Source organism: Cytobacillus kochii (assembly GCF_020171845.1).
In the GTDB taxonomy this organism is placed as follows: domain Bacteria; phylum Bacillota; class Bacilli; order Bacillales; family Cytobacillaceae; genus Cytobacillus; species Cytobacillus kochii.
Genome location: NZ_JAIVAM010000012.1, coordinates 41,242 through 60,265, shown reverse-complemented (window position 1 = coordinate 60,265; position 19,024 = coordinate 41,242). Strand labels below are relative to the sequence as shown.

Genomic DNA, 19,024 nt, shown 5'->3' with positions numbered 1-19,024 from the left:
AGCATGGAATGATCAGTGAAGCAACTAAACTGCAAGCAACAGATGCCCAAGAAGGTATTTGGTACGCTCATGAATTAGATGAAAAAAAGACAGCTTATAATACTGGCGAATATGTTGAAATAAACGGGCGAATAAACGTGTCGTTATTAATAGAAAGTATAAAAAGTACTGTTCAAGAAGCAGACAGCCTCCACATTACCTTTTTTGAAGAGGATGGAAAATTATATCAAGTTCTTCAAAAACCGAATGAAGTGCCTGTTCAATATATCGATGTGAGTCTAATGAAGACTCCTAAGCAAACGGCTATTGATCTCATGAATGATGACTTATCCCTGTCAATTGATTTGAAAAAAGGTCCGATTTATAAGCAAATTCTCTTTAAAATAGCAAGTGATGAATATCTTTGGTATCAAAAAATACATCATATTGCTTGTGATGCATTAGGATTTTCATTAATAACAAACAAAGTGGCAAGTACTTATTCAGCATATCTAAAAGAAAAGTTTGAGCCAGAACCTGCTTTTAAACCATTGTCTCTATTAATTGAAGAAGAGAAAAAGTATAAAGAATCTTCGTTATATATGGAAGATCAAAAATATTGGAAGGAAAAATATAAAGGAGTCACACACGACGTTTCATTGTCTCAGAATGAGCTTCAATCTTCTGAGGCAACATCTACGATAAAAATTGCTAAAAAATTAACAGCCACAGAGTTTCAAAAGATAAAAAACAAGGCAAAAGAATGGAAAATCGCGTGGCCACATCTCGTGATCGCAGCTATGGGGGTTTATCAATATAAGATAACGGGGGATCGCAAGAGTTTATTAACATTACCAATGATGAATCGTTCAACAGTTGCGATGAATATTCCAGCAACAACAATGAATATTCTACCCTTACTGCTATCATTTTCTATTGATTCAACTTTTATGAGTCTGGTGAAAGATGTTGTAAATGAAACGAGCGAAAATAGTAAACATCAACATTATCGTCAAGAACAATTACAAAGAGATTTAGGAACCATTGGCCAGAGTAGTTTTTTGAACTCTTTTCAAGTAAATATTATGCCGTTTACGTATCAACCGATTTTTGGCGATGTCGCTGCCACTACTTATAAATTAGCCACCGGTCCAATTGATTTAATGAATATGAATATGTTTGAGCAAGATAGAGATGGCAGTCTAAGAGTAGATATTGAAGCAAATGGTACGAAGTTTCAGCAATTGGAAGTAGAGCAACATGCAAGTAGAATTATCCATTGGCTAAAGAGGTTACCAAGTATTGATGGCGGGCAACCTATTTGGAAGATTAATTTATTATTAGATGAAGAAAACGCATTGATGCGAAAAGATTTAGGGTATGAGACAGCTGAAAGCGTTCATCCGCTTATTCAATTCAAGGAAATGGTAAAGAAATATCCTCAGCATCCAGCATTAGAATATAGTGGAGAAATATGGACATATGAAAAGCTAGATAAGATGACTTCAGCATTAGCAAGAGAAATGATTAGCACGGGGTACAATTCCCCCTTTATTGCGGGGATAGCTGTAAGCCGTTCTGCCAATATTTTGGTTGCCATATTGTCTGTTTGGAAAGCTGGCGGTGCCTATGTGCCAATGGATATCGATTATCCTGAGAGTAGACTCAACTATATGTTAAAAGATAGTCAAACACAACTGATTCTTACTGATACAGAAGGGAAGCAGAAACTACCAAAAAGCTTCCAACCGTATCTTATGAACATCGATGTTATAAAGGCTGAAAGTGAGACTTTGCTACCGCTCGTAAATAGTGGAGATCCTGCGTATATGATTTATACATCAGGTTCAACTGGTAATCCAAAAGGTGTTCTCGTATCTGCAAAGTCACTTTCTTATTTCTTATCGGCAATGAATAAGCATTTACAATTAAACCATATGGATCGCTTTTATGCTTTAACGACGATTTCGTTTGATATTTCAATTTTAGAATTGATTTTACCCATCACGGTTGGGGGCACATGTGTTATCGCTAAGAATGCGGTCATTTCTGATCCGCCAAGTATTGTCAAAGAATTGAAAGAAAAGCAGATTAGTGCGGTTCAAGCAACACCGACACATTGGCAAATGATCCTACCATTTGTAACTGAAGAATTAAAGAAAGTCAAAGTATTAGTTGGGGGAGAGAAACTTCCTTCACATACAGCAAAGCAAATGCAAACGTTATGTCGAGAAGTGCATCATGTTTACGGGCCAACTGAAACGACAATTTGGTCTACACATTATGAATTAACGTCAGTTGATGGTTTTACTTCACCACCACTTGGAGACGCCCTTTCAGGCACAGAAATTTACATTTTGGATGAAAACCTGCAACTAGTTGCTCCGGGAAGACCAGGTGAAATCTATATTGCGGGAGAGGCTGTTACATACGGTTACTATCGTAAGCCAGCGCTCACCTCTTCAAGGTTTGTGGCTAATCCATTTACTGAAAACGGTCAAAGAATGTATCGAACAGGTGATATTGGCATAAGAGATCTTTCAGGGAAACTTCATTATGTGAAACGTAGTGATGATCAAGTAAAGGTCCGTGGTCATCGGATGGAATTAGGCGAGATCGAGCATCACTTGTTAGCACACCCTAATGTGAAAAGTTGTAAAGTGATTGTGAGGGAAGATCAACCGGGAGATCAACGTATTACTGCTTATATAATAGCGGCTGAGAGCGTGAAGAAAACAAGTGAAGATTTCAATTCATACTTAAGTGGTTTTTTGCCAGATTATATGATTCCTAGTTTCTTCATGTATTTGGACGCATTCCCATTGACGCTTAATGGAAAGTTAAATTTGCGTGAATTACCTAATCCGCTGGAAAGTAACGCAAGCTATACAGGTGACGAATGTTGGACTCCTTTGCAGAAGGATGTTTATAATATTTTCCAACAAATATTAATGTTGAATGAAATACGCGAAACCGATTCGTTCTTTGCCCTTGGTGGTCATTCATTACTTGCTTCCCAATTACTTGGTAAACTCCGTGAGGAATTCGGTCTAAGTTTATCATTCTCAGCATTTTATCAAAACCCAACGATCCAATTTATTGTTGAACAAGTGAAAGAACAAGCAGACAACAAGTTTGAAGGTAGAAAGTTAAAGCCATATAAGAGAGATCAGTATGCTCCAATGAGTCATGAACAAAAAAGATTATGGTTTATCGAACAAACTGAAAATGTGGCTTCTACTTATTATATTCCTGTGGTAGTCAAGTTGAAAGGTACACTCCGAACGGAAGCTTTATACGAATCTTTAGTTGAGGTAATGAAAAAGCATGAAGCGTTGAGAACTGTCATAGAAACAAAAGATGGTGAAGTATATCAAAGGGTATTATCAGCAGATGAAGCAACATTGAAATACTATGAAAAAACGATTAATCGAAATGAGCTCAATCATGAGATAGATGAAGCGATCAAAATGCCAATCGATTGGGAAAATGAATTAGGTTGGCATAGCTATCTATTTAGAATAAATAAAGAAGAGAATATATTATGTATTGTTTATCACCATCTATTCGCTGATGGGTGGTCGATTGCACCATTTATGGAAGATGTATCAACTGCTTATGAGACCCTTGTTAAGGGCGATCAGCCAGTTTTATCTTCATTACCTATTCAGTATGGTGATTATGCCTTCTGGCAACAGGAAATGTTAGTGCATGATATGGAGGAAAAGCTTGCCTTTTGGAAAAAACAATTAGCCCACATACCTGAGGCCATCCCATTACCATATGGGGTTGAAAGACCAGAGAAAAGAATGGTTGAAGGTGGACGATTGACTTTTGAGCTGGACAAAAACCTTTATCGACAACTCAATCAGTTAGCAAAAGGTGAAGATGTTACGTTGTTTATGGTTCTACAATCAGCATTAGCAACACTGTATCATCGTTTAGGCGCTGGAGATGATATTCCATTTGGTACACCAGTAGCTGGGAGGGATGAGCCGTCATTACAAGCAATCGTTGGCTTCTTTGTTAATACAATAGTTCTACGTACAGATGTTTCAGGCAACCCATCATTTTTACAGTTACTACATCGCGTGAAGAAACAAAATATGAGTATTTATGATCAGCAAGACACACCGTTTGATAGAGTGGTAGAGGCGATTAACCCAACCCGTTCGAATAAAGTTCATCCATTATTCCAATCAATGATTATTATGCAAAACACACCACAACCCTCATTTAAAGTAGAGGGAGTGGATGCTGAAATTCATATTAACGGTACGAACACAGCGAAATTTGATTTAACTTTTGAATTTTGGCAAGGATCTAATCAAGATACATTGGAAGGTGCGATTGAATATAGAAAAGACCTTTATAAGCATGAACAAATCCAACAATTATTGCAGCAATGGTTGACTCTCTTAAGTTCAATCATTGCTACGCCGAATCAATCTGTTGGAAAGTTACCAATTCTAATAGACACAGAAAAAAATGAGTTATTACATCTACAATCGAAGAAAGTAACGACGAAACAAGAACATATCGTTCATAACTTTGAACAAATGGTAGAACAATACCGTAATGAAATAGCGGTAACATATGATGAGACATCAATCAGTTATCAACAACTAAATGAAAGGGCAAATCAGCTTGCTAGATTGTTAATAGATAAGGGTGTAAAAGCAAATGATTTTATCACCATTTCATTACCACGCTCCTTGGAGTTAATTACAAGTATTTTAGCAGTATTGAAAGCCGGTGCAGCCTACGTACCAATAGATCCGGATTACCCCGAAGATCGCAAACAATATATCCATCGTGATGCTGGTGCGGTTATGATGATTACTGATAAAAAACAGGTAGAAAACGGGAATCAAATTGTGTTTGATCTACAATTACACCAAACATTGACATTGTATGATTCTTCTAACTTAGAAGAAGTTGAGGGGAATGAGATATATCCTAGTTCACCAGCTTATATTATTTATACATCAGGTTCTACCGGTAAGCCGAAAGGTGTGCTAGTTCCACATAGCAATGTGGTACGACTGTTTGCCTCAACGAATCGATGGTTTTCTTTTGATCATGATGATGTTTGGACACTTTTCCATTCGTATGCTTTTGATTTCTCTGTTTGGGAGATATGGGGCGCATTATTATTTGGTGGAAAACTAGTTATTGTCCCTTACGAGACGACTAGAAACCCACAAGCTTTTCTACAATTATTAGTTAAAGAACGAGTGACTGTATTAAATCAAACACCTTCTGCATTCTATCAATTAATGGAAGCTGAAAAAGAAAGAATTGATTTATCGGATATGTTGCGAATCAGATATATCATTTTTGGTGGAGAGGCGTTGGAACTACCAAGATTGGAAAGTTGGTATAACTTGCATGCGATGTCAAAAACAAAGCTTATTAACATGTACGGTATTACAGAAACAACCGTTCATGTCAGTTACTTAGAATTAACGAAAGACATAATTCGACAATCTGCTAGTAGTTTAATTGGTGAAGGTATCCCTGATTTAGGTGTGTATATATTAGATGATTACCTTCAACCTGTTCCTAAAGGTGTCATAGGAGAAATGTATGTAACTGGGGATGGACTCGCTCATGGTTATTTAAATCAACCAGCACTGACAGCGGAGAGATTTGTCGCTAATCCATATGGATCAGCAGGAAGTCGAATGTATAAAACGGGAGATTTAGCAAAATGGACTGAAGATGGTTCACTTGACTATATTGGTCGCTCTGATCATCAAGTGAAAATTCGTGGTTTCCGCATCGAGTTAGGTGAAGTAAATGCAGCACTTCTTCAGTATCCTGCTATTAAACAAGCTGTAACAACAGTACTAACGATGCATGGTGATAAGCAATTGGTTAGCTATTTCATCTCTCATAATGAGATTGATTACAAAGAACTGAGACAATTTTTACAAACGAGATTGCCTAAATATATGGTTCCGAATCACTTCGTTAGAACAGATGATATCCCGTTAACGAACCATGGGAAATTAGATATGAAAGCTCTCCCGAAACCAGAGATGGAGACAATGCAGGGAGATAGGCATCTACCTAGAACTCCACAAGAAGAAATACTTACGCAGTTATTTGCTGAAACCCTACATTTAACTGAAGTAAGTATTGATGATAGTTTCTTTGACTTAGGAGGACATTCGTTATTAGCAGTTCAATTAATGAAAAAAATAGAATCAACATTCGGCAAAGAGTTAGGTATTGGTGTGTTATTTGAAGCACCAACTGCTGCCCAACTCGCAAAAGTGATTGAAGGTGATGCAGAAGAAGGCGCTTCATTACAGTCATTATTGGGTTTACGAAAAACAGGAAGTGAGACGCCATTATTCTGTGTGCATCCTGCAGGTGGTTTAAGCTGGTGCTATGCTGGATTGATGTCGAAACTAGATAGTCGATTTCCTATCTATGGCCTCCAAGCAAAAGGGATTAAAGAGAAGGAAAATAAACCTACAAGTTTAGTTGAAATGGCGAAGGATTATATCCAAGAGATTCGTTCTGTTCAACCAAAAGGTCCGTATCGCTTACTTGGCTGGTCGTTAGGAGGTAACGTTGTTCATGCAATGGCAGTTGAATTACAAAAGCAGGGAGAGAAAATTGAGTTTTTAGTCATGATGGATTCCTATCCAGGACATTTCATTTCTATGAATGAAGAAGAAGCAGAAGATGATGCGTTAATTGCGATGCTAGCACTTGGGGGCTATGATCCTCAAGAAGTGAAAGGCGATCAATTAACAATACAATCGGTTAAAGAATTACTTCAGGAAAAGGGGAGTGTACTTGCATCATTGGATGAAGAAACAATCGAAAATCTTAAAGAAACCTATCAAAATTCCGTTCGTATCATGTCAGAATATGATCCAGAAGTATATGAGGGGGATATGATTTTCTTCAAGTCAACAATTGTTCCAGAGTGGTTTAAAAATGATGATCCAGCGAGATGGTTACCATATGTCCATGGCAGGATGAGACAATATGATATTGCTTGCCGTCATAAAGATATGTGTCAACCAGAGCCTTTAGCAGAAATAGGCGAAGGAATCGCAAGAGAGTTAAAGTGTTTAATTGAAAACAAGCATTTAGAAGGGAGTCTACAAACATGAGTAACCCATTTGATCAAAAAGATTCTATGTATTTAGTTTTAATGAATAATATAGGGCAGTATTCATTATGGCCAAGTTATATTGATGTACCAACAGGTTGGCAAGTGGTTTGGGGGGAAACTACCCTTTCAAGCTGCCATCAATATATTGAAGAGCATTGGGAAAGTCTACTTCCAAATGAAAAAGAGAAGGAAAGTCTATCACTCTAATGACAATGGATAAAAAAGTGAAATACCAAAGAAGAGCATTATGTACAGTGTATATACTAGCTATGTTTATGGCGGCATTAGACGGAACAATCGTCTATGTTGCCCTTCCTTCGATTGCTGCTGAACTGGGCGTAACATCCGCTCAGTTAAGTGGATTGACTGTCTGGTATCTTGTTGGGGTTAGCATGATTTTACCTTGTGCAGGGTATTTAGGTGATCGTTTTGGAAGTAAAAAGATGTTTATGGTTAGCTCACTCGTTTTTACATTCGCTTCTTATATGTGTGCTTTAGCAGATTCAGTTTCGATGTTAAACATTGCACGGTTTCTGCAAGGATTAGGAGGCGGCTTGTTTGCCCCTATAGGCATGGCGATGATCTTTCGGACGTTTTCAATTGAAGAACGTCCGAAACTGTCGCGGTCTTTCGTCATTCCTATTGCCATTGCACCTGCCCTTGGTCCGATAATTGGTGGAGTAATCGTGACTTATTTACCGTGGCAGTGGATCTTCTTAATTAATATTCCGATTGGCTTGTTCATCGTTATAATCGGTGCACTATTTTTACAGGAAAAACATGAGTATATGGGTAAAAAGCTAGATGTTAAAGGTTTATTATTACTGGTGATTGGTTTTCCATTATTTATGTATACGTTGAATCGACTAACAGCAGGAATGAGTCTGCCAATAATCGTTTTTGGGATGATTGGGCTAATAATGATTGTTACATATGTTTTTCATGCATTAAAAGCAGATCAACCATTATTGAACTTAAAATTATTGGAGGAAAAGACATTTAAACGAATAAGCATGCTCTCCTTTCTTGGAGCGGCAGGCTTACAAGGTTTCTTGTATTTGTTCCCGATTATGTATCAATATACAACTGGTGCATCACCATTAAAAAGTGGATTAACTATTTTTATTGAAGCGATTGGTTTAATGGTGGCATCAAGAGTAATGCCCTTGACATTAAAACTTCTCGGCGTTTATCGTGTGATCGTTTATGGATTCTTATTATCCAGTGTCTTTTTCCTACTCATCAGTTGGATAGGCCCTACTGGTTCTATCATCGGTTTACAAATTTGTTTATTTGGAATTGGACTGACGTTAGGGCATGCCGTGATTGCCATGCAGTATACGGCATTCCATCATATTAATAAAGAAAAAATGTCACAAGCAACCACATTATTTAATGTGCAGAACCGTTTAGGTGCAGCAATGGGAATTGTGAGTATTTCTTTGATTATCAGCATGTTTTCAATCGGAAATGAGCAATTATATCAAGTGGCAATTATTTTTTGTGCTATGCTTCTACTCGCCGCGTGCTTGTTTGCGATCAATAGTCAAACTGCCATTAAGTCAACTTCACCAAAAATGAAAAAAGCAAGCTAGTATAAGAAGGAGGGGAAGGTATGCTTGAAGTTTTTGCTTGTCGATTACCGCAAGTACATTCAGAGGTAACTTTACATCATTATAGCGACTATTTACCACCATTAAAAAAAATACAAATCCACCGTTATAGAAGAATAGAAGATGCATATCGTACGTTAGTAGGTTATCTATTATTAAGGAAAATACTTATGAAGAAGTTACCTAAAGTTGATTTTACTAAGCTCCAATTCAGCAAATACGGTAAACCTTTTTTGAACGCGGACCCTTTTCCCCCTTTTAGCTTGTCTCATTCAGGTGATTGGTGTGTTTGTGCCGTTGGAACTGATGGAATGGTTGGGATAGATTTAGAAAAAATAACTAAACCAAAGCCAGAGTTACACTCCCTATTGTTTCGAGAGGAAGAAGAGTGTATGGGAGCGAAAGATTTTTTTAATCGTTGGACGATAAAAGAAAGCTATTTAAAAGCCATCGGTACGGGTTTACTTGTAGATCTCCAAGAAATAGAAATGGAAGAAAAAAATCGGAGTGAATTCGAGGTCAACCATCAAGAAAAACGGTACCCAGGGGGAAAAGTAAAGGTTTATAACCTCCTGAAACAATATAGCTTATCACTTTGCACATTGTCTACAGAGGAAAAGCTTCCTCAACATCTAAAACTTGTCACATTTGAAGAAATTATCAAATCCAGCGCACAAACAGTATAAAGCGCTGGGTTTTCATTTTACGAGCATCACTTATGTGACGGAATGCATAAAGAAATCTTGCTGAGTATGGAGAGCGATTGATCCGAAGAATTGTTAAAAGGCGTTTAAGAAATGTGTAAAAAGTATAACCATTTATTTTCATGGGAGTGGGCCTCTTGTATTTACTGAATGTATTAAATATTTCTATTATATTTGACAATTTGTCTAGTTATCTATTAATATTCTATATATTCAGAATTTAGGAGGGCGAGAATGAAATCCTATTTAACCGTCAATGATATCTTGCAAAGAAAGCATTTCGATCAAATAGAAATAGTTGCAGGGAAAGATGGGTTAGTAGATCAAGTGAAGTGGGTTCATATTGTTGAGGTAACAAAAATAGGGAATCTCTTAAAAGGAAATGAATTAATCCTTTCAACCGCTGTTGCATGGCGAGAGAGAAAGGAATTATTTATCTCAATTGTACAACAGTTAATTAAGTCGAATGCAGCAGGCTTATGTATTGAATATGGCACTTATACGAAGGGCATACCTCATGAAATCATCTCTATGGCAAACAAAGCGAATTTCCCCATTATACTCATATTAAAGGAAGTTCCTTTCGTGGAAATCACGCAAGACATTCATACATCTTTAATTAATCAGCAATATGATATGTTAGCAAATTTAGAAAAAATCTCTCATATCTTAAATAAGAAACTACTTTCTATTAATCATTATGATGAACTTTTGAAGGTCATTTATGAAGAATTACAAGTGCAAATTCTATTATTATTTCAAGATGAAAGTGCGAAGTTTTATCCTGTACTACCGGAAATAAAAAGAGAAAATATCCTAAAGAAGGTGCAAGCCCAACAAGAACCCTCTCGTTTTGTCGTAAGAGCTACTATTGAACTTTTAGGTGAGAAATTTGCTGAACTTATCATCATTTCTTCATCTCATCAACTAACAGAATATGATCAGCTAATTGTAGACAGAACAGCTAACGCTTTAGCACAATTCTTTATTCGTGAATTATATGTAGAAGAAAAAAGAAGATTAGAAGAAAGTGAGTGGGTAAATTCTTGGTTAGAAGGTAAGGAAACGACGCCTTCATTACTAAACCATGTATCTGCCTATTTACCGAAAGCACCTCGAGGGGCGGTTGTATGTGTCTATCAAGTGGAAAAGTTAGAAAATTTAACCTATTTCAAGTTGTATTTTCGCTCCATATTAGAACAAAAAGGTTTTTCCCTCTTAGCTGTTGAGAAGCACAAAGCAATTGTATTTATATTATTTAATGAAAGAGGATTATCTGATTGGAAGAGGAGAGTAGTGCAAGCAATTGAAAAAATGAAGCAATTATTTTCGGATATGCAATCAGACACGACTTTTAATTTTGGAATTGGAAAATATGTTTCTGATTTAAATGCCGTGCATGAGAGTTATCAAACGGCATTAGAAACAATCCAAGTGAATCAACAATTTTATCATCGTTCGTATTCAAGTATGTTTTATGATGACTTACATATATTTCGTATTATCTCAGTTGCCAGTAGACACATGAATTTACAAGGAATGATCGAAGAATATTTAGGGCCGATTGTTGAATATGATACCGCACATCAATCAAAGTTAATGGAAACATTAAAAATGTACTTAATTTGTAATGGCTCAAAAAAAGATACGGCACAAAAATTATATATTGTTAGACAAACATTATATCATCGGTTGGAAAAAATTGAGCAGTTATTAGGCTCCGACTTTATGAGTCATGAGAAAAGATTGGCATTGGAATTTATGCTATTAAGCTATGATTTTATCCAGCGACCAATGGATTTAAAACAAATAAAGTAAAAAGGAATGAACCGTCTCTAGTAGTCGGTTTATTTTGCTTGTTACGATTTCCTTTGAGACACTGATTTCGAGATTACCCCTATTTCATATAGACCGTTTGTTTATGAATGACCGTTATCCTTTTTACAGTATGTCTAATGAAAAGGAGCTAGTAAATAAGAGATAATGAAATCAGAATAATCAATCTTTAATAGGAGGTTTGATGATGAGCGTAATTGAACAGGGAACGAAAACTTTACAGAATTTTATTAATGGCCAATGGGTACCTTCACAATCTACAGAAACAATGGAGGTGCCTAACCCAGCAACTGGGGCAATTATTGCAAAGGTACCTATATCCACGAAATCAGATGTTGATCAAGCAGTAAAGGCAGCAGCAAATGCTTTTCAAACTTGGAAAAAAACACCGGTTCCAAAAAGAGCGAGAATTCTCTATAAATATCATCATTTGTTAACGGAAAACCATGAAAGATTAGCAAAATTAATCGTAGAAGAGAATGGTAAAGCATATAAAGAAGCATATGGGGAAGTGCAAAGAGGAATTGAATGTGTGGAATTTGCCGCTGGAGCCCCAACACTAATGATGGGAGAAACTTTGTCGACGATTGCAGAAGACATCGATTCACAAATGTTTCGTTACCCACATGGAGTTGTCGCTGGTATAACACCATTTAATTTCCCAATGATGGTTCCTTTGTGGATGTTTCCACTTGCCATTGCATGTGGAAATACTTTTGTTCTCAAGCCATCAGAGAGAACGCCTATTTTATCTAATGAGTTGACGAAGTTGTTTATGGAAGCTGGTGCACCAGCTGGCGTCTTAAATGTTGTTCACGGTGCGCATGATGTAGTTAATGGCTTACTGGAACATCCCCTCGTTAAGGCAATTTCATTTGTTGGTTCTCAACCGGTTGCGAAATATGTCTATGAAAAAGCGGCTTCTTACGGTAAAAGAGTGCAAGCATTATCAGGAGCGAAGAATCATCATATTGTTATGCCAGATGCGGATATGGAGAAAGCGATTAGTCATATTATAAGCTCCACATTTGGCAGTGCTGGTCAGCGTTGTATGGCTTGTAGTGCAGTTGTTGTGGTAGGTGATGGATCTGAGTTTGTGGAAAAGCTTTCACAAGCAGCAGATGAATTAATTATTGGTGAAGGCTCTAATGAAGAAGTCCTGCTAACACCAGTTATAAGAGATTCTCATCGTCAGAAAGTTTTAGGATATATTGAGCAAGGCATTGAAGAAGGAGCAGAGCTGTTACGTGATGGTAGAGCTGTTATGACTGAAATGAAAAACGGCACATTTTTAGGTCCGACAATTTTTGATCAAGTCACACCTGATATGACCATTGCGAAGGATGAGATATTTGCCCCAGTGCTAAGTTTATTGCGAGCGAAAGATTTAGATGAGGGATTAGCTTATATTAGTCAATCAAGATATGGAAATGGCGCAACGATTTATACAAAAGATGCGCGTGCTGTCCGTCAGTTCAGAGAAGAAGCGGATGCAGGTATGTTAGGGATCAATATTGGTGTCCCAGCAACAATGGCCTTTTTTCCTTTCTCTGGGTGGAAGGATTCGTTTTATGGTGATTTGCATGTAAACGGGAAAGATGGTGTTAATTTTTATACCCGGAAGAAGATGATTACCTCTCGTTTTGATTATTAATAAGGAGGAAAAGTGCATGGCTGAAATTAAGGAAGAGAAAGGGTTGCTTAAGAAAGATGCAGAGGTTGTTTGGCACGCGATGAAACCATTTAGCCCTAATAGCACAATTATAGCGGAAAAAGCCGATGGTGCTTGGGTTACTGATCATGAAGGTAATCGCTATTTAGATGCAATGGCAGGTTTATGGTGTGTAAATGCAGGCTATGGTAGAAAAGAGCTCGCAGAGGCAGCATACGAACAATTAAAAGAGATGAGTTATTTTCCTTTATCACAAAGCCATACACCAGCGATAAAATTAGCTGAAAAACTAAATGAAATGCTCGGTGGCGGCTATGTATTCTTCTTTTCAAATAGTGGTTCAGAGGCGAATGAAACCGCATTTAAAATCGTTAGACAGTATTATAAGCAAAAGGGAGAACATGAACGCTACAAAATTATTTCTAGGTATCGTGGGTATCATGGGAATACGATGGCAACACTTGCAGCAACAGGGCAGGCGCAAAGAAAATATAAATATGAACCGCTCGCACCAGGCTTTATTCATGTCGCACCACCTGATATGTATCGCCAACCGGAAGATGAAACCTTGGCATCTACCAAGCTTCAATCAGTACAGGAAATAGATAAAGTAATGACGTGGGAGCTAAGCGAGACCGTTGCAGCTGTCATAATGGAACCAATTATTACAGGTGGAGGGGTTATTATGCCCCCAGAAAACTATATGAAAGGAGTAAAAGAGGTTTGTGAGAAGCACGGGGCATTGCTCATTAGTGATGAAGTTATTAATGGCTTTGGTCGCACGGGTGAACCGTTTGGATTTATGAATTATGAGGTCTCACCAGATATTATTACGATGGCCAAAGGGATAACAAGTGCATATTTACCTTTGTCAGCTACCGCCGTGAAAAAAGAAATCTATGATTATTTCAAAGGAACAGAAGAATATGATTACTTTCGCCATGTGAATACTTTTGGAGGAAACCCTGCTGCTTGCGCTTTAGCATTGAAAAACCTAGAGATTATGGAAGATGAGAAGCTGTACGAACGGTCGAAAACGGCCGGTGAAGCGCTAAAGAGGACATTACTGCAAAAGCTGCAACATCACCCTTATGTAGGGGATGTGAGAGGAAAAGGATTATTAATAGGTATTGAGTTAGTAGAGGATCAGGCGACGAAGGAACCGCTAGCTGTGGAGTATGTGAATAAGATCATTTCCGGATGTAAGGAGAAAGGTGTACTAATAGGTAAAAACGGAGCAACTGTTGCTGGATATAATAATATTATTACACTTGCCCCACCGTTAAATATAACTGATAGTGATATCACTCTTTTAGTTGATACATTAACAGAGCAAATGAACCAACTTTAATTATATGCTGCACTGGCTTGCCATTTATAGCAACCAGTGCTTTTTTCCATAGATGTATGTATGAACGGTGTTAAGAAGTCATTAGCTATTTTTTTATTTGTTATGAAAATATATTTCTCATCATTCATTTTTCTATGTAGGTTGTATCATTGTTATTTAGTAAGCAAATCAATATAACCTCCGCTCATTATTTGCTAGAATAAAATTTGTAAGGAAGGAGCAGATGATAATGGTTCAAGAGATACAATTAAACAATTATACATTACCTATTAATCAATATAAGGAAACCTTAGTAAATGGTTTAAAACAAATTGCCATTGACTTTAAAGTAACGAGTGAGAACTATCATGATATTGCCGTGCTTTTATATGAAGAAAATTTTGATGTGCAAGTTCCGGCGAATAATCTTAGAATGAAAGCCGCAATAACTCAATATTATACATCAGTAACAAATCTGTATCGTGAAGGCGAAATTGGCGACTATCATGTAACCTTACGGGAAGTTTTAGGTGAATAATCAAGAATAACGTAATATTGTGCTCATATAGGCATAATATTACGTTTTTATTTTATCGAAAAATTCATTGCTAAAAAGTGTTAAAATATATATGTATAAAAAAGAGAAAGGAGTGAGGGATGATATTAACGAAAATAAACAGTCAACTAGATAAAATGATGCCCTTGATTACTCCTACTAGTGTCATATTGGGTATATGCTTTGCTGTCTATTTAAAAAACCTAGATAGTCTTATCCCATGGATCTTTGCGTTTATGACATTCGCAGGTAGTTTGAAAGCAAATTTTACATCGATGAAAGAAGCCATCACTCATCCTTTGCCACTATTTATTGTCTTATTTGTTCTACATATTTTTATGCCATTATGGGCCTTTACTGTTGGTCATATTACTTTTCCAAATGATACTTATACAATTACTGGTCTAATTTTAATGATGGCAATACCTACAGGTATCTCAAGCCTGATATGGGTTTCCATTTACAAAGGCAGCATTCCATTGACTTTAACGATTATTCTCGTTGATACGTTATTATCACCAATACTTGTGCCACTTACACTAAAGCTCTTAGTAGGAGCAAAAGTGGAAATGGATGTCATAAACATGGTGAGTGGGTTAATCATGATGATTGTCATTCCATCTATTTTGGCCATGGTTGTTAATTCAATCACAAAAGAGAAGGTTTCAAACATACTTAGTGCAAGACTTGCTCCATTTTCTAAAATAGGTATGGCGACTGTTGTAATGATTAATAGTGCCGTTGTTTCATCCTACTTGACAGCCTTTGATTTACGTTTATTAGCATTAGTTGTCACCGTTTTCTTTATAGCCTTTACAGGATACTTAGTGGCTTTTTTAATTGCTAGAAAAATAGTAGGGAAAAATAGGGAAGCGGTGATTGCGATTACTTTTAATGGTGGTATGCGAAACATTAGTGCAGGCTCTGTCTTAGCTGTTGCCTATTTCCCACCGCCAGTGGCCGTGCCTGTTGTTATTGGCATGCTATTTCAGCAAATATTAGCAGCTTTATTTGGGATGATTATAAATAAGGTTGAAGAAAAGGATCGACTGAATGTGAGGAAAGAGGCAGTGTGAAGATAAAAGAGACAGTTCTATGAAGGTGGTCTAATCTCGAAGCTTGAAGATAGTAGTATTGGTATAAGTCTTAATTAAAAACCCGAAAAACATTTTAATCACAATGAAAAAATGTCTTTTCGGGCTTTTCTATTAGGCTTATTTTTTTTTACAAGGTTGTTAGCGGGTCTTTCTCATTTGTAATAACATACCAATATAGATGAATAAAGAAACAACAACTGAAATGGCAGCAACGATATAGATAGAGCTATATCCTAAGTAAAAAGCGATTTGTCCAAACATAATTGATCCAATACCGATTCCTAAATCAAAAAAAGAAAAGAACGTGGCATTAGCCATTCCTCTACGATTGACCGGTGCTTCTTTGACAGACCAAGCTTGCAAAGCTGGTTGAATCGTACCGAAACCTAAACCATATAAAATGGCTGCAGTAAATAGAATCGCATTACTCGGTAACCATGCGAGTAGAAGCATGGCGGCAATAATAAGGAGCACACCTGGAATAAATACAGCTTGATGCCCTCTTTTATCATAAATTCTACCTGCAAAAGTACGGCTGATGAGTAGCGCTAAAGCATAGAGAAAGAAATACCATTCAATTCCATCAATTCCTTTTTGTAATGAATAGATAGGTAGAAATGTAGCAATCCCTCCAAATGTAACGGTGACAAAGAAGATTAATATGGAAGGGGGCAGAGCGGATTTCTCGTAAACATCAAACTTTTTCTTTTCTACAACGCTAGCAGTATGGTCTACTTGCTTATATTTTATGAATGATGAAAGGATGAAAGCAGCGAGTCCTAATAAAGAACAGATTAGAAATAAAGAAGTAAAGCTAATATTGCCAATGAGTGCTAATCCTAAAGTAGGACCAAAGGCAAGAGCGAGATTACCTGATAGTCCAAAGTAACCCATCCCTTCGCCACGTCTTTTCTGTGGAATAAGATCTGTTGCGATTGTCCCTGAAGCTGTTGTAGAGAATCCCCATCCTAAACCCTGTACTAATCTGAGTATAAGTAGAAAGGCAATACTCGTTATAAAGCCAATGACTCCAACGGAAAGAACAAATACAGCTAGTCCAATAAGAAAGACAAACCGCCTGCCTTTTGATTCTAACGCATGTCCCGCAAAAGGACGCATAATAAGGGATGAAAAGGTAAATATCCCGATGACTAACCCAATTAATTGGTCATTGCCACCAAGTTCTTCGACAAACAAAGGCAATGTTGGTAATGTCATTTGAAAACCTAAAAATACAAAGAAGTTTGCAAAACAAATTAATGTAAAATCCTTAGTCCAAATTCTTTCTTTTTGTAATGAATTTGTTGATTGATCCAAAACCCCACCTCATTTATAAATATATATACCAATAGATATATTTTGATTCCCTAAATATCCATTATAGTAAAGAAAATTATATTTGCAAGGAAGTGGATAAACATATTTTAAAAAGGTTTAAATCAAGATAGTACGGGGTAATATTTATATTAACAACAATTAGTAATAGAGTATAAGATAAATTTCATTTAAGGTTTGAATTATCAGAAATTTTTTGTTATAATAGAAAAAAGGTCAAGGGGTTGATTTCAAAATGGAAAAGTACACGCTTAACTCAACAGTCCAAACCGATGAAAACCAATACTCAGTCGTAGCGGAACAAGTGTTAAATAAGGCTATACTTGACTTCAGAATGAAAAAGCTCCGCCAAGAAATTGATAACGCTCTTGAAGAAAGAAACGAAGAGAGATTTATTGAATTAACTGATGAATTAAATAAGTTAACGAATGAATAAAAAAAAGCAACCTTCTTCAAGGAAGGTTGCTTTTTTGGTACAGAAAGAAATGGAGAGAAAAGCATTGAAAATACGAGAAAGAGGAATAATCATTGGTAGTATACCGACAGGGGAAAATAATTGCTTGATTGATGTCCCCGGGGTGAGAGTCGGACATAAAACCATTGATGAAAAGACGGAAACAGGATATGCCTGTACAGGTGTCACTGCCATTTTGCCACATGGTGGTAATTTATTTAAAGAAAAAGTAGTGGCCACATCGTATGTTATTAATGGTTTTGGTAAAACCACTGGGTTGGTACAAGTAAATGAATTAGGACAGATAGAATCACCCATTATGTTAACCAATACATTTTCAGTCCCGGCCGTTACACAAGGTACCCTGCAATATATGTTACAAGAAAATAAAGACATTGGAGATACAACAGGGACGATTAACATTGTCACCGGAGAGTGTAATGATGGTTTACTAAATTCAATAAGAGAAATGGTTGTTACGCCTAAAGATACTATAGAAGCCATCTTGCACGCTTCAACAAATCCAGTGGAAGAAGGTGCAGTTGGTGCAGGAAAGGGAATGGTATGTTTTGGCTATAAAGGAGGGATTGGTACTTCTTCTAGAAAATTGTCAGTAAATGACGGGGAATTCTTTCATGTAGGTTGTCTTGTCTTAAGTAATTTTGGAGGAAAACCTGAATTCCCTTTTGATCGTTATTTTAAAAACAACCTACATTATCCTTTAGAGTTAGATAAAGCAACTGACGGATCAATTATAATTGTATTAGCAACAGATGCTCCGTTAAGTGATAGACAATTACACCGAGTTGCTAAAAGATGTGGAATTGGACTGGGTAGGACGGGTAGCCATTATAGTCATGGTAGTGGAGATATCGTTATTGCTTTTTCTACTGCAAATACAATAAAGCACAAACAATCATCTTATTTGCATACGATGAAAACTTTAAGAGAAGATCATTCGATTATGAATGAGCTGTTTGCAGCAGCAGCAGAAGTAACAGAAGAAGCAATTATGAACTCATTATCCCAAGCTGAAACGACCGTTGGAAGAAATGAAACGGTTGTACATTCCTTATTTGATTTAGCTTAAATAAGGAGTGAATATAAAAAGTGGATTTGACATTATTCATACTTATACAAATGAAAAAGGAATACATAAAATAATCCTCGAAAAAAATTTAGTTAAATAATACAGCATCAGACCATTATTGATTAAACTGCAAATGTTATAGCGGAGGCATTTACGATTCAATTTGTCTCCGCTATTACTCTATTATGTGAAGTTTTGTTTCTATAAATAATGAGTGTAA

The 19,024-nt window shown here is 36.6% G+C and carries 12 protein-coding genes; 11 read left to right on the top strand and 1 reads right to left on the bottom strand.

From position 1 onward, the window contains the following. Positions 1-8 precede the first annotated feature (8 nt). From LCM23_RS19240 to LCM23_RS19200, 9 genes are all read left to right on the top strand, one after another. Complete coding sequence (locus tag LCM23_RS19240; protein WP_224938378.1) at positions 9-7,115, top strand: amino acid adenylation domain-containing protein; 7,107 nt, start codon at positions 9-11, stop codon at positions 7,113-7,115. Then, entirely contained in the window at positions 7,112-7,324 is a 213-nt protein-coding gene (locus LCM23_RS19235) for an MbtH family protein (protein ID WP_224938377.1), read from the top strand. The genes LCM23_RS19240 and LCM23_RS19235 overlap by 4 nt, the downstream gene beginning before the upstream one ends. Next, the gene (locus tag LCM23_RS19230; RefSeq protein ID WP_224938376.1) at positions 7,324-8,712 is read left to right on the top strand and encodes a DHA2 family efflux MFS transporter permease subunit; all 1,389 of its coding nucleotides are present in this window, start codon (positions 7,324-7,326) and stop codon (positions 8,710-8,712) included. Before LCM23_RS19235 ends, LCM23_RS19230 begins: the two co-directional genes overlap by 1 nt. Positions 8,713-8,732: 20 nt before the next feature. Further along, on the top strand, positions 8,733-9,416 hold the full coding sequence (locus tag LCM23_RS19225) for a 4'-phosphopantetheinyl transferase family protein (RefSeq protein WP_224938375.1): 684 nt from the start codon (positions 8,733-8,735) through the stop codon (positions 9,414-9,416). Positions 9,417-9,668: 252 nt separating this feature from the next. Next, complete coding sequence (locus LCM23_RS19220; RefSeq protein WP_224938374.1) at positions 9,669-11,252, top strand: PucR family transcriptional regulator; 1,584 nt, start codon at positions 9,669-9,671, stop codon at positions 11,250-11,252. A gap of 205 nt (positions 11,253-11,457) precedes the next feature. After that, positions 11,458-12,924 carry a CoA-acylating methylmalonate-semialdehyde dehydrogenase gene (locus LCM23_RS19215; protein ID WP_224938373.1) on the top strand — a complete coding sequence of 489 codons (1,467 nt, stop codon included), beginning with the start codon at positions 11,458-11,460 and terminating at the stop codon, positions 12,922-12,924. 16 nt (positions 12,925-12,940) lie between these two features. Next, positions 12,941-14,293 carry an aspartate aminotransferase family protein gene (locus LCM23_RS19210; RefSeq protein WP_224938372.1) on the top strand — a complete coding sequence of 451 codons (1,353 nt, stop codon included), beginning with the start codon at positions 12,941-12,943 and terminating at the stop codon, positions 14,291-14,293. A 229-nt stretch (positions 14,294-14,522) separates the two neighbouring features. Next, complete coding sequence (locus tag LCM23_RS19205; protein WP_224938371.1) at positions 14,523-14,810, top strand: DUF3219 family protein; 288 nt, start codon at positions 14,523-14,525, stop codon at positions 14,808-14,810. Between the two features lie 119 nt (positions 14,811-14,929). After that, a complete protein-coding gene (locus LCM23_RS19200; RefSeq protein WP_224938370.1) occupies positions 14,930-15,904 on the top strand; it encodes a bile acid:sodium symporter family protein in 975 nt (324 codons plus the stop codon). A gap of 159 nt (positions 15,905-16,063) precedes the next feature. On the opposite strand, the gene LCM23_RS19195 is transcribed toward LCM23_RS19200, so the two are convergent. Next, the gene (locus tag LCM23_RS19195) at positions 16,064-17,242 is read right to left on the bottom strand and encodes an MFS transporter (RefSeq protein WP_224938369.1); all 1,179 of its coding nucleotides are present in this window, start codon (positions 17,240-17,242) and stop codon (positions 16,064-16,066) included. Between the two features lie 253 nt (positions 17,243-17,495). Between LCM23_RS19195 and LCM23_RS19190 the strand changes: the two genes are divergently transcribed. Together LCM23_RS19190 and LCM23_RS19185 are read left to right on the top strand one after the other, a co-directional pair. Next, complete coding sequence (locus LCM23_RS19190; RefSeq protein ID WP_224938368.1) at positions 17,496-17,696, top strand: IDEAL domain-containing protein; 201 nt, start codon at positions 17,496-17,498, stop codon at positions 17,694-17,696. Between the two features lie 49 nt (positions 17,697-17,745). Continuing rightward, a complete protein-coding gene (locus LCM23_RS19185) occupies positions 17,746-18,804 on the top strand; it encodes a DmpA family aminopeptidase (protein WP_224938503.1) in 1,059 nt (352 codons plus the stop codon). Positions 18,805-19,024 lie beyond the last annotated feature (220 nt).

Excerpts from the sequence above, each read along its gene's own strand:
- LCM23_RS19200 (WP_224938370.1), top strand. The coding sequence starts at position 14,930 with ATGATATTAACGAAAATAAACAGTCAACTAGATAAAATGATGCCCTTG.
- LCM23_RS19230 (WP_224938376.1), top strand. The coding sequence starts at position 7,324 with ATGACAATGGATAAAAAAGTGAAATACCAAAGAAGAGCATTATGTACA.
- LCM23_RS19215 (WP_224938373.1), top strand. The coding sequence starts at position 11,458 with ATGAGCGTAATTGAACAGGGAACGAAAACTTTACAGAATTTTATTAAT.
- LCM23_RS19225 (WP_224938375.1), top strand. The coding sequence starts at position 8,733 with ATGCTTGAAGTTTTTGCTTGTCGATTACCGCAAGTACATTCAGAGGTA.
- LCM23_RS19220 (WP_224938374.1), top strand. The coding sequence starts at position 9,669 with ATGAAATCCTATTTAACCGTCAATGATATCTTGCAAAGAAAGCATTTC.
- LCM23_RS19235 (WP_224938377.1), top strand. The coding sequence starts at position 7,112 with ATGAGTAACCCATTTGATCAAAAAGATTCTATGTATTTAGTTTTAATG.
- LCM23_RS19190 (WP_224938368.1), top strand. The coding sequence starts at position 17,496 with ATGGAAAAGTACACGCTTAACTCAACAGTCCAAACCGATGAAAACCAA.
- LCM23_RS19185 (WP_224938503.1), top strand. The coding sequence starts at position 17,746 with ATGGAGAGAAAAGCATTGAAAATACGAGAAAGAGGAATAATCATTGGT.
- LCM23_RS19210 (WP_224938372.1), top strand. The coding sequence starts at position 12,941 with ATGGCTGAAATTAAGGAAGAGAAAGGGTTGCTTAAGAAAGATGCAGAG.
- LCM23_RS19240 (WP_224938378.1), top strand. The coding sequence starts at position 9 with ATGATCAGTGAAGCAACTAAACTGCAAGCAACAGATGCCCAAGAAGGT.
- LCM23_RS19205 (WP_224938371.1), top strand. The coding sequence starts at position 14,523 with ATGGTTCAAGAGATACAATTAAACAATTATACATTACCTATTAATCAA.